The following is an 18,750-nucleotide window of genomic DNA, read 5'->3' on the forward strand; positions in this document are numbered from 1 at the left end:
TTTGGTTTTTGGTTATAGGGATTGCCTTTTCTATTGGTGGTGGCAATCTATTTACAGTAACTCACTATGATTCTTTATTTTTTTACGCTACCCTTTTGTTGTTATGTATCATAGCCTATCTTTTTTTTGCAAAACACCTATTAGAAAAAGAATTACCACTTTTACTTCTTATTTGTTTCGGGACTACGTTTCTCTTTTTTTTCCTTGCACCTTGGATCATCGAATCAAAATCCTTAGTACAGCGTGAACTTTCTAACATTAGCATTTCGAACAATGACAAGTTTGTTGAAAAAGTAGAGGTAATGTTGGAACAAGAAAAACTACCGTATTCAGTTGATGTTAATAAAAGTAGGGAAAGGTTCAAGGAGATAAGAAATATTAACGTTGTCGTAGTGAATAAAACTACCAATGAAGAGATTAAGAAAAAAGATGTCGACAAATTACTTGGTTTAACATATGGAAAAGATGTCAGGTTGAAAATTTTCGAAAATAGTAATGAAAGATTGCTGATAGATTTCGTAATAAATATAGATAAAAGCGTTAGCTACTGTGAACCTTATGAAATATGTGAGTATTTAGGGAAGGATATTAAATAATTAATTACATAAAAGAGGTATTTATAGTGGCCGTTGTAACGCTGCTCTGCAACCACCTCTACGGCAGCATCCTGAATTAACTTTTCACACCAGAGGATTTGGCCCTTACCGCGTATGTGTTTCTGAAAAATGTTTTTGATGAAATTCATTCGAAGGTAACAGTCTTTGCTGAGCTAACTCTTTGGGTATTTTGTAATAACATAATATGGGTAGTCAACCCGCCTGTCCCGAGTATTGGGTTTTTATTTTTTTTAATGAAAGCAGAGAAAGAGAGACTGAAAGTTCCAATTTTATAGATTTGAAATTTGACAGTTGCTCTATTGTATTGATAATATCACTGCCTGCTTTTTACTTAATTGTCCAATTAATTTTCGTTATGGCACTATAGTTACTAAAATTTCCCGAGAAATAACTATATTAGGGCTGATCCTTATAGGGATTTTCAGGTGAGGACAGATCATGTCCTTTACGTTTTCGCTGTTTGACCCGAATCGGTTCGCTTATCTTTCAGTTACTTGTTGGACTTGAGTATGGAGACGATTATAGTACTCATTAGTGTGGGGATTGAGCGGTCTCAAGCAGATGCGGCCGGAACCGGCTTTTCTGGGAGAAGGTCTGGTACACCGTCCATTTGTTGCGTAACAGGCGGTTGCGGAAGGTCAGATTGCCGAAGCGCAGGATCGGCTGGAAGCGCTGGCTGCGCTGAATCTGGCAGTGGTCATAGACCATGGTATGGATCAACTCCTTGTTGGTGTGTACATCGGAAAGAGTGAAGACGACAAAAGTATATTATAAACATGGAATGAGTAATTATAAAAAGAAATATCCTAATATAATGAAAAGAAAATACAAAAAAATGGTGTCTTATTTCTCTCTCATCTATTCCTGGGAATTATTCTCATTAACTCGGAGTTATACTCTTCAATTTATCCTTCACATTACCGATGATTACATTAAAAGGATATTTACCTTTTTAGTTCAAATTATTGAAGGTTAAATTTTGTGAGTAAATGAAAATTTGGGGAACTGCACTCAACGAAGGGCGATGATATTGAGTAAGCATATTGTAAAAAGGAGAGGGCGTTATGCCATGCTAATGCTAGGTTAGTCCGACGCTGTGACATTGCTCCGCTTAAATTTGGGGTGCTATCCTCAGCCTAATTAGCTAACCTTTTGGCGAAATAGTATCAAATCTTCACCAAACCTAGTAGTCGAGATGGAGGCTTTTTCTCGGAGGCTAATGCTGTCACAGTCATTTTGGAACGTGTTTCTTCTTGAGAGTCATTAAACGCATATAGCTTTAATGGATGGTATTAATGGTGCTGAGAGGTAATGAATTTCCAGATGTCAAATCTTGCGAGGTGGAAAATTTGAATGAAAAAGCAGATATCAAGTTAAAGGTATTAATCCGTGTTGGTTTAGTTGTATTGTTTCATATAATAATATTTTACTACTCAAATATTAGAGTAGAAGAGTCAATAGAAATTCAAAAAATATTGGTTTCTTACTTTAGCCCAATTATTTTGTTATGTACAACTTGTGTTATGTCTCTAAAAGGAAGAGCGTGCAAGTATAATCTTATATGGACCATATGCAGCACCTTTCCTAGTATTGGTATATTGAGATATTTTAAAAACTTGACCGAAAATAACGAGAATGTTGCTGGAATGATTGATATCACTTATCTAAATTTAGACAATAACCGAATTTTAGTGTTATTTTATTTCCCCTTAGTATTTTCAATCATACAAATAATATTAATGCTTGCAATATGGATAATGAAATTAATAAAGGAAAAATAAGGAGTGAAATCGATGGGGAAACTTATTAAGTATTTAATGTGCATTATAATTCTTTATCCTTTAATTAATGCATATGGCGTAGGGGTTAATGCGGATGTATATGCTGATAGTAATAATTCAATTGGAATATTAAGTACTAGTATGTATCCGGATTCAAATATTGTAAAGTTTGGAGAAGAAATATACATAAATTATAGTTTTAATGATTACGCACATCCAATATTAATGAGAATATACAAAAACGATGAATTGTTACCAGAAACTATTTCTAGAAGCTCAAGTTGGGGTGGGAAGATTTCTTATAAACCTAAAGATGAAGGTAAATATCGTTTTGTAATAACACCTACTGATGCAAGTAGTTATACAAATGAATGTACAGTTACAGTCTATAAGGACAGAATTATATTCTTACATGGAACGATGGGAAGCGAATTATTTATAGGTGAAAATAAAATATGGATGCCTAACAATAGTCCAGGTGCATTGGTTGATATTTCAAAATTGCAAATGAATTCTTCAGGAGAAAGTGTTTTAGATGTTAAAGCAGGTCACAGTCTAGATGAATACTACAGTAATATAATATCTTTTTTAAGCGATAAAGGTTATAAAGTAGTTGATGCAGCATATGATTGGAGAATGTCTTCAAGTAAAAATGCAGTGAATTTGAAACAAATAATAGAAAAAGAACGAGCTTTATATCCTTACAGTAATTATTATATTATTGCTCATAGTATGGGAGGCCTTGTTGCTACAGAATTTATTAGACAAGGAAATGGTCACTTAATAAAAAAAATGATAACATTAGCAACCCCTTTTCTTGGTACGCCTCAAGCAGCGTATATGTTTGAGACAGGCAATATAACTGGAGACTCTACAAAAGATTGGTATATACATAATAGCATTAAAGATATTGAAAAAAATATCCCCTCATTATACGAACTACTTCCCTCAAAAAAGTATTTTGATTTTCAGAACAACGGTTATTTGCAACTGAAGCTTCTGGAGGACCCTAATCACAAAAGAGCTCAGGTTGTAAGACAATACAATTATGATGAAACAAACAAATTTTTTAAAAATAACCTAGCTTGGTCCAATAATAAATTATATGATCAAGCAATTAATTTTCATTCAGATCTCAACCTTCTTAATACCCTTCAACAGGTGGATTCTTATTATTTCGTAGGGGATCAAAAGAAAACTCTTGGGAAAATTACTTATCGAGTTTACTCTCAATATAATCCTTATATTATTTTTGATGATGTTTCTAATATTCAAGGTGATAATACTGTGCCAGTGAGTAGTGCAACCATAGGGCGTAAGCTTGCAAAAGAACGTACCTACTTTGTAAAAAGTTCGCACTTAGGTATAGTTAAAAACAATGATGTTCAACAACAAATTTTAAATATATTAAATGGAAAGCCTAATGATCTTGTTGGCAATATACGCAGAGATACAATAGAAACAGATACATTAAAATTAAAAGCGGAATGTCCAGTAGAACTTCATGTTTATGATTCATCTGGAAATCATACAGGACCCATTTCACCGAATGAATTTGATTCAAATATACCTGATGGAAATTATTACACTGATGGAGAAACTAAGATTGCCCTAGTAAATGCTAAAGAAGATTATAGTGTTCGGATTAAAGGAACGGGATACGGAGAATTAACGTTCTCATTGATCTGGGCTGATTCAAAAGATTTAGAAAATAAAACTTTACGTTTCGACAACATCGCAGTCACTCCAACCTCAATATTTAAAGCAGATGTTAATCAGAGTGGGCAAGTTGTACTTCAAATTGATCAAAATGGTGACGGTAACTTCGAAGGTAGCATTAACCCTTCTGTAGACCTTGATCTTGGGGGAACCCAAGATGAAACAATTCCTACATTAGCTTCTCACGTTACTGGAGTTAAAGGTGTAAATGATTGGTACGGAAAGAACGTTCATTATAATCTAACTGGGGAAGATAGTGAGTCAGGTGTTTACAAGTACTTCTATGACCTAAATGATTCAGAATACAAAGAATATACTGAACCAGTAGCCTTGCCTAATACAGGAATATATAATTTCAAGTCGTATGTTCGAGACAAGAATAGAAATGACTCTGAGGTACTAACCGAAACCGTCAAGGTTGACACTACCAATCCTACTGTACCCGTAATGACAGTCGATCCAACAACATGGACGAATAAATTTGTCACGATTACATTAGACGGTGGAACCGATGCAGATAGCGGTTTTCAAAAATATCAATACAAGATCAATTCAAACGGGGAATGGAAAGACTATACTGCTCCTTTTGTGATCGATTCAGAAGGTCTTTATAATGTTTACGCAAGATCAGTGGATAACGTATTTAACCTTAGCGCAGAAGTAACTGGTGTGGCTAAAGTTGATAAGACCAATCCGCCTAAACCAACTATGACAGTAGTACCGTCAAAATGGACGAATCAATTGGTTACTATAACTTTATCCGGTGGGGCTGATACGGATAAGGGTTTTCCGAATAGTGGATTTCAAAAGTATCAATATAAGATCGATAGTGGTGAGTGGAAGGATTATACCACCCCTATTGTTATCGATTCTGAGGGCCTATATAAGGTTACAGCCCGTTCAGTAGATATTGCTTCTAATCTCAGCGGAGAAGTTTCTGGGGAAGCGAAAATTGATAGAACTAATCCGCCTAAACCAACAATGACAGTAGAACCCCTAAAGTGGACCAATAAATATGTCACTGTTACCTTAACTGGTGGAACTGATACGGATAAAGGGTTTCCTAACAGCGGATTTCAAAAGTACCAATATAAGATCGATGGTAGTGAATGGAAGGATTACATTCAACCAATCATTGTTAGTGAAGCAGGGTTGTACAATGTATATGCTAGATCAATAGACAATGTAGGTTTAATCAGCGATGAAGTATCAGGTCAGGCAAAAGTTGACAAGACTAATCCTTCTATGCCAACTGACTTTAAAACTCTTTTGCGAAATTACGATCAAATCACAATATCCTGGAGCCCTTCAATAGATAATATTGGTGTTACAGGGTATGACTTATATCAAGATTCTGTATATAAAGGGACTATAGTTGGCACTGAATATACGTTCACTAATTTGGAAATAGATACTAAATTTCAGTTTAAAATAGTGGCCAGAGATGAAGCTGGTAACTCATCAAATGCTGGAATTTATTATGATAAGACTCCATTAAGTCTGATTAGTGCTGGCATGGCGCATGGATTATATATTAAACCGGACGGAAGCGTATGGACGTGGGGAAGAAATACTTATGGGGAGTTGGGAGATGGAACAACAACATATAAAACAACTGCTACCCAAGTGTATGGAATCGATAATGTAATTTCAGTGGCAGCAGGAGACCATCATAGTTTGGCACTAAAGAGTGATGGTTCTGTTTGGGCATGGGGAAATAATGATAGCGGTCAGCTAGGAACTGGTAGCTACATTTCTTCAGTGCTTCCGGTAAAAGTAGTGGGATTAAACAATGTGATTAGTATAGCTTCTAACAAATATACAAGTTATGCATTACAGAGTGATGGGAGTGTATGGTCTTGGGGAAGCAATTTGGAGGGACAATTAGGAGTGGGTTATGGCGTAAATGTAACTCCGACGTTACCTTCAAGGGTATTGAATCTCAATGGAGTCATAGCACTGTCAGCTAAGAGCGAGACTGCGCTAGCTTTAAAAAGTGATGGGACAGTATGGGGATGGGGGTACAATAATCAATTTCAATTAGGTGGAAATTATACTGATTCTGTGTATGGAGCTCGCAAAATTGTTGGATTAAGCGGAATTACACAAATTGCAGCAGGAAGAGAATGTAATTTAGCGTTAAAAAATGATGGAACAGCATGGAAATGGGGAAGATTGGTCTATGGACTAAATGTAGATATGACACCAGTGTATGTCTCAGATGGAGTCAAAACTATAGGAGCTGGAATTGAGACAGTCATTATCGTGAAAACAGATGGAACTATACAAGTAATTGGATCAAATAGCGATGGCGAGAATGGAAATGGTGACACCGGATATTTGGGTTCTGCGCCTGTGAAAAATTTGACGAATGCAAAATCTATAACAGGTGGACTTGGCTTTGTAATGGCTTCAAAAACAGATGGAAGCGTCTGGACATGGGGGAGAAATGGCCAAGGACAACTAGGGGATGGAACATTAACGGCACGGTTTGAACCTGTGCAGTTATTAGAGAGTGCTCCTCCTCAGGTAAGCCTTATTTCACCACATGGAAGTCAGATATCGCCTGAAAAGGTGAATAGCACACGTCCCTCTATCTTGTGGGATCAAAAAGATGCAGCCTTGACGGTGTTTACGGCTTATCAAGTGCAAGTGTTGAGTGTAACAGGAGAAATCGTCGCAGACTCTGGTGTAATTGAACAAGCGGTAACGGCACCGGATGCAGAGTGGACGATAAATAAAGATTTGCCGGCGGATGAAGCATTACAGGTCCGTGTAAAAGTAAAAGATGAACGGGTGTGGTCCAATTGGTCTGAAGCAGGCTGGCTGGAATATAGTTCTGCACATATGTCAGGAAAACGACTTTCTTTATCAAACCATGGGATGTATGTCAAAGCAGATGGAAGTGTCTGGACATGGGGAGGGAATTGGAAAGGACAAATGGGAGACGGAACTTTGACGGATAAGACTACAGCAGTGCAGGTGCCGGGGCTGATTAATGTGATTGCAGTGTCTGCCGGTGATCTTCATAGTATGGCTTTAAAAAGTGATGGATCTGTTTGGGCATGGGGAAACAATTGGTCAGGACAATTGGGAACAGGAGATTGGAGATCGACTACAACTCCCGTCCAAGTGTCCGAATTAAATGATGTGATAGATATAGCAGCAAACAATGCAAACAGCTATGCGTTGAAACAAGATGGAACAGTCTGGGCTTGGGGGTACGGAAATGGTATTGGCAATGGAACTACTGCAAGTGAAAAAATCCCGGTACAAGTACAGGGATTAAACGGAGTCAGATCTCTATCAGCCATTGATGGGTTTGTATTAGCTTTAAAAAGCAATGGAACAGTCTGGGGCTGGGGTGAAAATAAACACTATCGGCTGCGTGGGGGAGGTACGGAAACAGTAGGCCGGCCGCGTCAAATTACAGGAATAGGGACAAATATTACAGAAATTTCTGCAGGTAACGAGACGAACTATGCTCTTACAGAAGATGGTTTAGGATGGAGATGGGGGGGGGTGAGATTTAATTCTTCCGGATTATCCGAAGAAGACCCTCCAGTACATTTAAACTTTAGTAGCGGGGAGATAACCTCATTTGGAAGTGGAGTGGACACCAAAATAGTGTCATTCACAAGTGGGCAAGTACAGGTTTATGGATCAAATGAATATGGCCAATATGGACGGGGAACAGCAGGAGGATGGACGACTGCAGGTCCGGTAAATAATCTAACGGATGCGGTAGTGGTAGCAGGTGGAAATCGCTTTATGGCTGCTGCCAAAGCGGATGGAAGTGTGTGGACGTGGGGATACAATGACTATGGTCAACTAGGGGATGGAACAGTGACGGCACGGTATGAACCTGTGCAGTTATTAGAAAATGCTCCTCCCCAGGTAAGCCTTATTTCACCGAACGGGGATGAAGCTTCACCTGTAACGATGACTATAACTCATCCATCTATCTTGTGGACTCAAAAGGATGCTGATTTAACGGTGTTTACGGCATATCAGGTTCAATTAATGAATGCAGTAGGGGAAATAATAATTGATTCAGGTGTATTAGAAAAGTCTGCAACCAGCGCAGAAGGACAATGGATCGTGAATCCAGAATTACCGTCAAATGAAATTTTGCAGGTTAGAGTTAGAGTTAAAGATGAGGCTGTATGGTCTGAGTGGTCAAGTCCTGGTTGGATAAAAACAATGGCTACAACACCAACTCCAACAGCTGTGCCAACACCAAGTGCAACAGCGACTCCAACAGCTGCGCCAACACCAAGTGCAACAGCGACTCCAACAGCTGCGCCAACACCAAGTGCAACAGCGACTCCAACAGCTGCGCCAACGCCAAGTGCAACAGCGACACCAACAGCTGCGCCAACACCAAGTACAACATCGTCACCGACAGCAACGCCAACACCAAGTGCAACAGATGCTCCAATAGGTACAATAGAATCTGTTGTCACTGATAATTCAATTCAATACATCTTAGCATCTAATCATGCTGTTTTTAAGGTTGCTGAAGGAAAAGCAACAAGGATACTTGAAGGAGTTAAATCATTAGAGTCATTTGATAACTATGGAAGAATTATAATTGCTGTCAAACAAAGTGGGGATGTTTATGGTATAGCAGCAAATAATGGGGGGTTAATTGGCCTCACAGATTCAAGCGCTGTTACAGAATTTACAAAGCTTCCGATAGAAAATGTTAATAAGGTGTTTTTGGATGGAAACAATGTATTTTACTTGAAGAATGATAAGACACTTTGGGCATCGGGGTTCGAGATGAGCTACAAGATGGGAGTTGGAAATAACCCCGCCATGGGATTAATAGCCCCCGTTTTGAATCCAAACGGGGTAGGGGCTTTACAGAATGTATTGGAAGCTTGGATTTTACCAGCGAATTCATACATTCAGACCACAAATGCGCTTTACTCGGTAGGGACTAATTATAGAAATTATTTAGGTAATAATACTCTTACTGCTAATCAATCGACTAATACTCCAATTGCAGTTATGGGAATTCCAAACCTCTCGGGAAAAGTTGCAACAATGAGTGGTTTGCAGAATGGAAAACTTCATTATAATTTGTCGGGAAGCCCCTTCACACTAGTATTTCAAGTTGGAGCAGATTATTACTACTGGGGAAAAGATCCATATGTTGATAAGCGAGCAACATACCAAGCCACTGCAAAAAAAGCAACGCAACCTATCGCTGGACTCACTGCACAAAGTATTAATTTGTATAAACCGAATGTTTCAGATCTTACTAATTTAGTTCGTGCGCAGGACCACTATAGTTCTTTGCAAAATGGTACTCTGTACACGTTTGGTGTGCCAATCATCTACTTTCTATCACCTACTGCTTTACCGGGATATTCACCGTATATTGTAACGCCTGCAAGCAGGATATCTGGCGTAAAAAAATATTACCCGGTAGGACAATATAATGTTGTTTTAAAGGACGACAACACTGCATGGTTTATTTATGATAATTTTGGAATCGGAAAAATTGAAGGTCCATCAGGTGAGTTAAAGAATGTGAAAGATATCATAGCCACTTATCATGATGGGATGTTCTATCAAAACTTATATACTAATGGTATGAGTGGTGCTTATTATATTTGGGAAGGTAATACAATACAAAAACCGGTATGGTTTTTAAAAGAAAATGGGGATGTATGGGTCACATCTGGATCGTTTAATTCTTCGGAAATCAAATTGATGTCTGGAGTAGATACATTATCCACAGATGGATACTCTGTATTTGCCCAAATGTTTTCGGGTGAGATTTACAATATATCGCAAATTTCTGGGAATTCGTATCAAACTCAAAAAATAGATGGAATCGATTTTTCACCTAAGATCCTCGAAACCCCAATCTATACTTTGTCTAAAGACAAATATAGTCATCAGGTTGTAACTCTAGATTTTGGGAGTGATCCAGAAATTCAGTTAAAAGAATACAGCTTGGATAATGGAGCAACTTGGGTTCAGTATACTCAGCCGATTATCCTCACAGATCCTGGTGCCTATAAAGTCCAGGCAAGGGCAGGAGACGGTGGAGGAATCTATAGTGAAGTCCTCACTATCGATGGAGAAAATAATCCTATTATAATTGATTCAGGGTTTCCCAAAATTATTATTACAGAGGATGGAATCACAGTTGAAACGGGAACTGTTCATGTTGATGTAAAAGCTGAAGTGAGAGTGGACGATGGCGAGTGGGAGCAGTATACTGGTCCATTCCTTCTAACGGAAGGAAGACATGCCGTTGAAGTGAGACTTATTAATCCTATCAATGATGTGTTAGCTAGTTATAGTGAAACCATTGAGGTGCCAGCTCCTGTTTCAATGAAAGGTGCAACGTCGTCTCCAACAGTAACACCAAGTGCAATTGCATTGCCGACAGCAACACCAAGTGCAACAGCGTCGCCGGCAGCAACGCCAAGTGCAACAGCATCACCGGCAGCAACGCCAAGTGCAACAGCGTCGCCGACAGCAACAACAAGCGTAACAGCGTTGCCGACAGCGACACCAAGTGTAACAGCGTCGCCGACAGCGACACCAAGTGTAACAGCAACGCCAGATGTAACACCGTCTCCAACAGCAGCACCAAGTGCAGCTTTACAAATTTTATTTTTTAAGCAACGAGTAAAAACAAATGAAACTATTCAATTTATGAATGGGAATTCTTACTGAATCTTATAACATGAAGGGTTCTAATAGTCACCTTGTAAAATAAAGAACCGCCCCCACAGCAGCCTTGGGGGCGGTTCTTTTACGTCAGTATCTAACTTCTACTCCTCAACCACCTTAGACGAACTAGGCGTGTTCTTATTCTTATACACCCACATTGCGTACTCCAGCGGGCGGACCAGCGCTTTGCGGTAGGTGCTGTTGTCGCCGGAGCGGGCGAAGACCTCGCGGGCGGGCTTGGGGTTGACCTCCAGCACGTAGATCTTGCCCTCGCGGTCGATGGCCAGATCCAGGGCCAGCTCGCAGAGGGCGCCGAAGCTGTCTTCGAGATAGGCGGCAGCCTCGATCCCCAGCTTCTCGGCAGCGCGCATGGCCTTGTCGGCTCGCTCTTCGCTGCCGAGCCACTGCTTCAGCAGCGTCTCTGCCTTCATGGCATGCCCGCCGCCATGCAGGTTCGAGGTGACGCTGCGGGCGGCGCCCACCCGGCCGGCCATGCCGGTGAACTCCCAGTCACCCTGGCCGTTCTTCTGCACCAGCATCCGGTAGTCGTGGAACCGGCCGCTGGGCAGCCGCAGCGGGATGCCCTGCTGCACGAGGAACTTACCGCTGATGCACCACTGGCGGACGATGGTCTCCAGCCGGTTCAGCGACACCTTGCGCGGGGCGATAATCTGGCGGCTCTGGCGGCGTCCCTGGATATCGAACAGGGACTTGCCTTCCCGCTGGCGTTCGATCCGCAGGATGCCGCGCCCCCCGGTGCCGTTGATCGGCTTGACGTAGACGACGGGGCTTACTTTCAGCATCCGTTGCAGATCGGCGGAGGACTGGTAGAGCAACGTCTCCGGCATATGGGGCCGGAAGCGGCTCCGCTGGGAGAAGGTCTGGTGCACCGTCCATTTATTGCGCAGCGGGCGGTTCAGGAAGGTCAGATGATCGTACCGCGCGCGGAAGCGCAGCAGCTGCTGGAAGCGCTGGCTGCGCTGAATCCGGCAGCGGTCATAGATCATATTCGGGAAGGAGCGCCACTTCCGCGACCATACGCCGCTTTTGACATCATAGACCATGGCATGGATCAGGTCCTTGCTGACATGTACATCTGCCGGGGTGAACACAATAACACGTGTATCATAGACGTGGATATAAGAACAGCTCAAACTGCTCTTTATACTGACCAGGGCCTTTTTTGTAGACCACTTTATTAAGCACAGATTTCAAAAGGGCGTTTCTGCTCATGGGATTATCTGTCTGGTAATACGATTTCACTACAGATTCTGCAATCGGTATGATCTTGCTTCTAGCTTCTTTACGGGTCAATTCCAGATCAAGATCTTTTTGAATGATGCCGATCTCTTCACTGGTTACTGTTATTCGTTTAGAGATATCTTGCGATCTCTCCATAAATACCTCTTCAGAGTAAACTCCTCTTTCCAAGAAATCGAATAACTTAACCCTTTGATTTTCCAGTTCTCTTAGCTCATTTTGCAATGAAGTAAGGGCACGTTCGCTTAGCTTTAGCTCGTTCTGTGGCACGGTCTGATTGCGCTTGCCCCATTTGATCTTGTACTCGTTCAGCCAAATTTCAAGTCCTTCAATGATTCTGGCCTCCACTAAGTCATAACGGCTACTACGCGAAGGGCAACCGCCGGTATTACAGCGAAAGTGAGCTGGTTGATTGCTATAAGAATATGAGCGATATACCATAGTCAATCCGCATTCAGAACATTTTACAAGTCCGGCCAAAGCTGAAGTAACTCGGGGATTACCATCAATATCCGATTGGTGTGGAATATGATGATGCTCTGAGAGCCTCTGGTTCGCCTTAAGGAAGGTTTCTTCATCAATAATAGGTTCATGCTTCCCTTTGACATCAACCCACTCCTCGCGGCTCCTGCGCCGTGAGGTGCGGTGTTTGCTTCCATCCTTGCTTTTCTTTTGTTCTTTCTTCCCCCATTGAATTCGTCCAATGTATACTTCGTTTCTAAGCATAGTTAAGACAGAGGAGGCTGACCAACTCCCACCTTTATAAGTGGGGATTTTGAGCCGTCTCAATTCCGAAGCGATTTTACCGGCCCCCATTTGTTGCTGAGGATCTTCATGGGTGTACCAAGAGAAAATTTGTCTTAAGATATCAGCTTGTTCCGGATGTGGTTTTAGAGTACGACCTTGTCCATAAGGAAGAATCTCGATTAAGTAGCCAAATGGAGGTCGAGTACCTAAGAAATTCCCTTCCTCTGCAGAACGCTTTCTTCCCCCCTGCATACGGCGGGTTATAATTTTAAGTTCTTTACGGGCCATAAAGGCTTCAAATTCACTGTATTCCTCATCGAATTCATCCATAAGATCATAGGTCTTCCGTGGCGTTATGATCTTAGTCTTGGCTGAGCGAAATGTCTCCAGGATTAATCCTTGCTCCTGCATATTGCCGCGTCCAAAACGGTCAATATCCATAACCAGGACAGCATCATATTCACCTGATTCTACCTCTTTCAGAAGTTGCAACATTTCCGGACGGTGGACTAATGTTTCACCACTTACGATTTCTTCACGGATACGTACGATATTTAGTTTTAATTGCTTAGCAAGTTTGAGCAGGGCGGTCTTGTGTTTAGCCAGCGTCTCACCTTCGCCTCGCCGTTCAGCATCTTCATCTGCTCTGGATTTTCGCAAGTAAAGAGCTACATCCATTATGTACATCCCCTTTGTGTTATAGGAAAATATTTATGGATGTATTATACGGGGAAGGGGATAAAAAAACTACTGAAAGTCGTGGGAAGTGAAGAAAGAAGATTTAGCATTAGGCTGGAAACAAAGCCCTTGACTGTCCTGAGTATGAATCCAAAGGATAGATTATTGGAGGGTTCTTATCTTTAAGTTTAATGAAAGAAATAAGAGATTTATCTAATTGCTGCAGAATTATCTAATGGTTTATTATGGGTTCTGGGGAGGAGAGGTTGTGCAATAAGGTGTTTAGTAAAAAAGAAAATAACAAAAGTAAAGGTGGCTCTTATGATTAAACTTAGGTGGCTGTATATCGGAACACTCATGGTCTTCATTGTGTTTATGGGTTCTTTGACATTTGCACATAATGCTGAAGCTGCGGATCAACGAGTGAGTATTCAATTTGATTTTATTGGTGAAACAGGATCGACTACAATAGTACCAAAAGTTAGAGTGAACACAATAGAACTCTCTACAGGGGAACGAAAGGAAGAGGTGTTTTCTTTTGAAGACCAGGCATTTAATCTGCCACAGGGCTTTCAAGTGAAAAACTGGTTTGAAGCGGAGAAGAACAAGAAGGATTCATCTCCAGAAGTAATTTTTAATTATGGTGCTAAGAGTTACACTGTCAACTCCTCTAAGGGAATAATGGGATACGCTCTTTATAACGGACAATCCTATGAAAATAAGGTAATAGATGAATGGCATACTCTTTGGGAAAACAGAGTTAATCGGAAAAGGTTATATTCGTTTGATTATGCAACTCATACTTTAACATTATTAAAGGAGGCAACTCTTCAAGAGAAGTTACCTCCGATTACCTATTCGTATGTTACTGACATCAGAACTAAAGAAAAATACAAGACAATGGATTATTGGGAATATATCAATACAGGTACAAGCATAGGAGAATTATTTTTAGCTGATGATTTGTATGAATTCTCGGACCAAACTTCCAAAACTACGAAATTATTCTCTTTATCTAAAAATACATATGTTACAACTATTCCGTTCAATTCAGAAGGGTTAATTACTGAAAAAGACTTTCTGTTATGTGAGCGAGGCAATCATTGCTTCCAATCGGATGAGAGCACTTCGTTCAATGATAATGTGGTATTTATGAAAGGAGGAAAGTTTTATGAAATCCTGAAAAATCATTCCATAAAAGAAATAAAGAAAATGAAATATGATTGGTCAGAGTACCAATGGAAAATTACGGTCAATAACCGGGTATTCGGAAAAAGAAGGATTGATGGCTGGGACTATGTTATCAGCACGGACGGTGACAAGATAAAGAAAATATCTGAACGCTACACTTTTGTACGAGATGTAACTGTTTCGCCGGATCATAAATATATGGCTATCTTTGAAGCAGCTTACAATAAAATAGAACATAAGTATGAAAAAGAGCAATTACGTATTTATGATATTAACAAACAACAAGTGGTCCGGATTATTAAGCTGCCTTATCGTGATATGGCGCCTCAGGACATTATGTGGCAGTCGAATACTGTCCTTCAATATAAGCCATTCGCTTCCAGTAACGCGGCCTATATTCGAACAGTCAACGTAGAGATTATTTCTGGAATTATCTCCAAGGACCTGTTGGGAGCTAACGATTCTAAGGATGAATATATCATTACTGCATCCGATAAAAGCAATTACTTTTCCTTTGTAAGACCACTGGAGATACGTTATCAAGGAAAGCCTATAAAGTACTCCAAACAGCATTCTTTTGAAGGTGAGAATGGGCTAGTGTATTGCTCAGTGAAGGATTTGGCTGCCGGGATAGGCGCACAGATTAAAGTCGAACCTGGTGCAGTTAAACTTACTTTAAAAGCAAAAACAGCAACCGTTGACTTAAAGGATAAACAAATAATCACATATGCAGGAACAGTCTACGCACCGATTAAAAGCATAGTACTAAAACTTGGTTTGCAATATAAACGAGAGGATCAATTTGCACCTCAAATTAATCTAGAGTAGGCCTATGCGTTTATCAAATCGAATTCACATGACAAAGTGGGTGGCAATAAATGAATTTTCTAAAGTTTCGCCTTTTATATGGGATAATTATGCTGTCTTTAATCTTTTCTGGCTGTACTTATGCGAAAAAAGAGAAGGTTGCTGAAGGTGTGGTTGGAAAGCAAGTTGCGACAAATGAGATAAATAATGTTCACTCCACTATTACATCACGTGAGTATATTCTAAAGGACAGCTCGAACTCGGTGCTTACACCGGAAAATATCGGCAGTCTTGATAACCGTATTATGGAGTTTGCGCGCAACGAGATATTTGCAAGGCATGGGTATGTATTCAAGCGGAAGGATTTGCAGGACTATTTTGCCGCCAAGCCATGGTATCAGCCAGACGCTACTTATAAGGAGCATCTTAACCCGGCGGAGAAACAGAACGTTGCGTTACTCCATGACTACGAAGCCAAATACGCTGACTATAAGCTTGAACCTGCCCATACAGATGACGTCCATTTACGGAGTTACATAGGCGATTCGAGCTTTAAACAGAAGAAGATGATAGTGGATCTGAACGGAGATGGCCGTGAAGAAGAGATTAAGTTAATCCCTCCTGAAACGGAATTAGGGGCTTTCAAGTTGAAGGTGAAGGACATCACGATGGAGTTGGGCAGTGAGCTGCTTCCTTATCTGGATATTGTCGATTTGAATATTGACGATCCATATTTCGAGATTGCACTTCAAATGGATTCGCAAATGGATTTTCTACGATCAACATCTTTCTATGTCTATGACGGTGAAACCCTCAAGCGGATAGGTGAACTTCCCGGTTTCTCGGCACACAGCTTGATGTTTGATGGCCATGGGCGAGTGGTCAGCGCAAAAGAAAGCAAGGATTTTCAAACCTGGTTCCGTGATTTGGTTTTTCGTCTAAATATCGATCATTCTCTTCAGGAAGAGCACCAGGATTTTTATCCGATGGACCCCCCAACGCTTTTATCGATTAAAAAGGAAATTACTGTGCAGTTTCATATTGATGATACGGACGAAGCCTTTTCGCTGGAACCCGGAGACAAAGTGAAATTTATGGGTGATGATAAACTCGGCCATATCAAGTTTCAGACCAGCACGGGTAAGGAAGTCTGGTACACAATGGGCGATGAGGATGTAGACTATAGTGATTTTTTTGATGGGTTGATTTTATATGATTAGACGGAGGATGACGTTATGGACCTGTTGTAAAAAGTCGGTTTGAACACTTATTTATTCTCACAGGTGGTAGAATTAACGAGTAATCAATCGTTTAAATAAAGAGGAGCTTTAATACAATAATGCGGCAGTCTAGGACTTTTTCAGTTCAAGGCTGTTTTTTTATTGGAGTCCATTTACTGCTTTTTCTCAGGTTATGATAGTTCTATTATTCATAAATCCGTATAGGTCAGCACATCAGTCATTAACTTTTCTCCGAACAGAACATGTTTAAGAAATTCACGAAATCCGCCCCTCATAGGTCTAAAGTTTTACATTCAAAAGGAATTCTATTCCTAAATGGAGAATATTGAACTATGAAAGTATGATTTCGGAGGGATATTATTTGGCAAGAAGAAAAAGCAAAGCTAAACAGGAAGAAGAATTTTTTCAGGGATTAGCTGGTTTAGCAGCAGTGGGGTTGGCATTTGGAGGCTATTATGTAACGAAAACTATCCAAGGTGCTGTAGTCGGAGCAATAATTGGTATTGCTGTAGTAACGGTAATAATGATTATTATTGGACAAAAACGTGCTGAACGTCTGAAAAAGTCAGGGATTGCCGACATTGACAAGATGGAAGGAGTTCAATTCGAGAGATACTTAGGCCATGTATTCCGATCTCAAGGTTATAAGGCCGAAGTAACAAAGGCTGCTGGAGATTATGGGGCGGATCTGATTATCCAGAAGGATAATAAAAAGATTGCTATTCAAGCTAAACGCTACAGTAAAAATGTTGGCATCAAGGCTGTGCAAGAGGCGCAGGCATCTATTGCTCACTATGGAGCGTCAGAAGCCTGGGTTGTATCCAACAGTGATTATACAACGGCTGCTTATGATCTGGCGAAATCCAACAGAGTAAAGCTAATTAACCGTGAGTCACTGATTGAGATGATTCTTGCCATGAATCCGGGAGCAGCACCTTCACCTAGAGCAGTAATTACTGAGGTGCCGGTAGATGAATACACCTGTCCAAAATGTGGGAGCAAGCTTGTTCTGAGAAATAGCTCAAAGGGTCAATTTTACGGCTGTAGCAGCTTTCCAAAATGCCGGCATATCAAAACGATAGAAGTAGTATAGCTTGTAGATAAAAGCAATAACTTTTCGTGAAGGAAGAAATAGTTGTCTAATCGCTCTAAAAATGAGCGTTATTATTAAATTAGAGGTGAAAATCAAATTGTGGTCGAAATAGAAAATTGGGAGGTGTAGTAATGCAGATAATAATTCCGATTGAATCATTAGATACTGAAACTAAGAGAAAGATTTATGAAGTACAAGGTAAACTGAAGAATGAAACAGCAGAATTGTCTGACATTGGAATTATCATGAATGTAGTTCAGAAATATCCTAACGCTTTGAATTCTTATGGGATAACTTTGGTAGCAAGAATTGCAGAAGTTCACTTTAAACATCCAGAATACGTGGATTATGAGTATACTTTGGAGAATTTAAATGCGGCATCTGGACTTGTATGAATTAATGTAATAAGGGGGTATAGAATTCTGCCCGCGCTAGGAAATCAGGCAGAATTCTATATTCTTTATGAATGTTTGTGTCTGTTATTCATAAGTTATTTTTTTTAGTTGTTCCAAGCCCGCAGGCACCCCGTATATAGCCGCAGCTTCTTGTACCGTGAAATTCTTATGTTTAGATTCATACAGCAATTCATCCGGCATCAACAACTCCACAGCAAATTGATTCGCTTCCCGTTCTATCCGATCCACAGAGTAAAGAGTATGTCTTCGGAGAAATGGAGTATTCACATTTAGATGTAAAATGACATGCCCTAATTCATGAGCACATGTAAAACGTTGGTCCTGCTGAGAAGCAGTGTTGTTAATATGTATCATCTGTAATCGACGACTCGAATTATAGTATCCTAACATGTCACCCAACAATTCAAAAAGAACCAGGATGTTTTTCTGGGATGCAATTTCAAAGGGGTCATTGGTTCTGTGTTTCTTGATCAGTTGGGTTACAGTAGTTTTGATCATGCT

Annotated in this window: 10 protein-coding genes; 6 read left to right on the forward strand and 4 right to left on the reverse strand. The window is 40.3% G+C overall.

From position 1 onward, the window contains the following. Positions 1–8: 8 nt before the first annotated feature. A complete protein-coding gene (locus NSS83_RS29865) occupies positions 9–596 on the forward strand; it encodes a hypothetical protein (protein ID WP_341347070.1) in 588 nt (195 codons plus the stop codon). Between the two features lie 552 nt (positions 597–1,148). On the opposite strand, the gene NSS83_RS29870 is transcribed toward NSS83_RS29865, so the two are convergent. After that, positions 1,149–1,325, reverse strand: a complete 177-nt coding sequence (locus tag NSS83_RS29870; RefSeq protein WP_341347071.1) for a hypothetical protein — start codon at positions 1,323–1,325, stop codon at positions 1,149–1,151. 1,085 nt (positions 1,326–2,410) lie between these two features. On the opposite strand from NSS83_RS29870, the gene NSS83_RS29875 reads away from it, so the two are divergent. Further along, on the forward strand, positions 2,411–10,819 hold the full coding sequence (locus NSS83_RS29875; RefSeq protein ID WP_341347072.1) for a hypothetical protein: 8,409 nt from the start codon (positions 2,411–2,413) through the stop codon (positions 10,817–10,819). Between the two features lie 98 nt (positions 10,820–10,917). Here NSS83_RS29875 and NSS83_RS29880 read toward each other — a convergent pair whose 3' ends face one another. Together NSS83_RS29880 and NSS83_RS29885 are read right to left on the reverse strand one after the other, a co-directional pair. After that, a complete protein-coding gene (locus NSS83_RS29880) occupies positions 10,918–11,970 on the reverse strand; it encodes a YheC/YheD family protein (RefSeq protein ID WP_341347073.1) in 1,053 nt (350 codons plus the stop codon). Then, positions 11,942–13,501 (reverse strand): recombinase family protein, encoded by a 1,560-nt coding sequence (locus tag NSS83_RS29885; RefSeq protein WP_341347074.1) that lies wholly within the window; start codon positions 13,499–13,501, stop codon positions 11,942–11,944. Before NSS83_RS29885 ends, NSS83_RS29880 begins: the two co-directional genes overlap by 29 nt. Positions 13,502–13,822: 321 nt before the next feature. Here NSS83_RS29885 and NSS83_RS29890 point away from each other — a divergent pair, with 321 nt between their 5' ends. The 4 genes from NSS83_RS29890 (at position 13,823) to NSS83_RS29905 (ending at position 18,228) form a co-directional block, all read left to right on the forward strand. Further along, complete coding sequence (locus NSS83_RS29890; RefSeq protein WP_341347075.1) at positions 13,823–15,520, forward strand: hypothetical protein; 1,698 nt, start codon at positions 13,823–13,825, stop codon at positions 15,518–15,520. A 50-nt stretch (positions 15,521–15,570) separates the two neighbouring features. Beyond that, positions 15,571–16,719: a YARHG domain-containing protein gene (locus NSS83_RS29895; RefSeq protein ID WP_341347076.1), complete on the forward strand. Its 1,149-nt coding sequence runs from the start codon at positions 15,571–15,573 to the stop codon at positions 16,717–16,719. Between the two features lie 382 nt (positions 16,720–17,101). Next, positions 17,102–17,833 carry a restriction endonuclease gene (locus tag NSS83_RS29900; protein ID WP_341347077.1) on the forward strand — a complete coding sequence of 244 codons (732 nt, stop codon included), beginning with the start codon at positions 17,102–17,104 and terminating at the stop codon, positions 17,831–17,833. Between the two features lie 131 nt (positions 17,834–17,964). Further along, the gene (locus tag NSS83_RS29905) at positions 17,965–18,228 is read left to right on the forward strand and encodes a hypothetical protein (protein WP_341347078.1); all 264 of its coding nucleotides are present in this window, start codon (positions 17,965–17,967) and stop codon (positions 18,226–18,228) included. 84 nt (positions 18,229–18,312) lie between these two features. Here the strand turns inward: NSS83_RS29905 and NSS83_RS29910 are convergent, their stop codons facing one another. Continuing rightward, the gene (locus NSS83_RS29910) at positions 18,313–18,747 is read right to left on the reverse strand and encodes an ImmA/IrrE family metallo-endopeptidase (protein ID WP_341347079.1); all 435 of its coding nucleotides are present in this window, start codon (positions 18,745–18,747) and stop codon (positions 18,313–18,315) included. Positions 18,748–18,750: the final 3 nt, after the last annotated feature.

It is taken from the genome of Paenibacillus sp. FSL H3-0469 (genome assembly GCF_038051945.1).
Classification (GTDB): Bacteria; Bacillota; Bacilli; order Paenibacillales; family Paenibacillaceae; genus Paenibacillus_AQ.

What these genes read in the sequence shown, in the direction of transcription:
- NSS83_RS29890 (WP_341347075.1), top strand. Translation starts at nt 13,823, where the DNA reads ATGATTAAACTTAGGTGGCTGTATATCGGAACACTCATGGTCTTCATT.
- NSS83_RS29875 (WP_341347072.1), top strand. Translation starts at nt 2,411, where the DNA reads ATGGGGAAACTTATTAAGTATTTAATGTGCATTATAATTCTTTATCCT.
- NSS83_RS29905 (WP_341347078.1), top strand. Translation starts at nt 17,965, where the DNA reads ATGCAGATAATAATTCCGATTGAATCATTAGATACTGAAACTAAGAGA.
- NSS83_RS29910 (WP_341347079.1), bottom strand. Translation starts at nt 18,747, where the DNA reads ATGATCAAAACTACTGTAACCCAACTGATCAAGAAACACAGAACCAAT.
- NSS83_RS29895 (WP_341347076.1), top strand. Translation starts at nt 15,571, where the DNA reads ATGAATTTTCTAAAGTTTCGCCTTTTATATGGGATAATTATGCTGTCT.
- NSS83_RS29885 (WP_341347074.1), bottom strand. Translation starts at nt 13,501, where the DNA reads ATGGATGTAGCTCTTTACTTGCGAAAATCCAGAGCAGATGAAGATGCT.
- NSS83_RS29870 (WP_341347071.1), bottom strand. Translation starts at nt 1,325, where the DNA reads ATGGTCTATGACCACTGCCAGATTCAGCGCAGCCAGCGCTTCCAGCCG.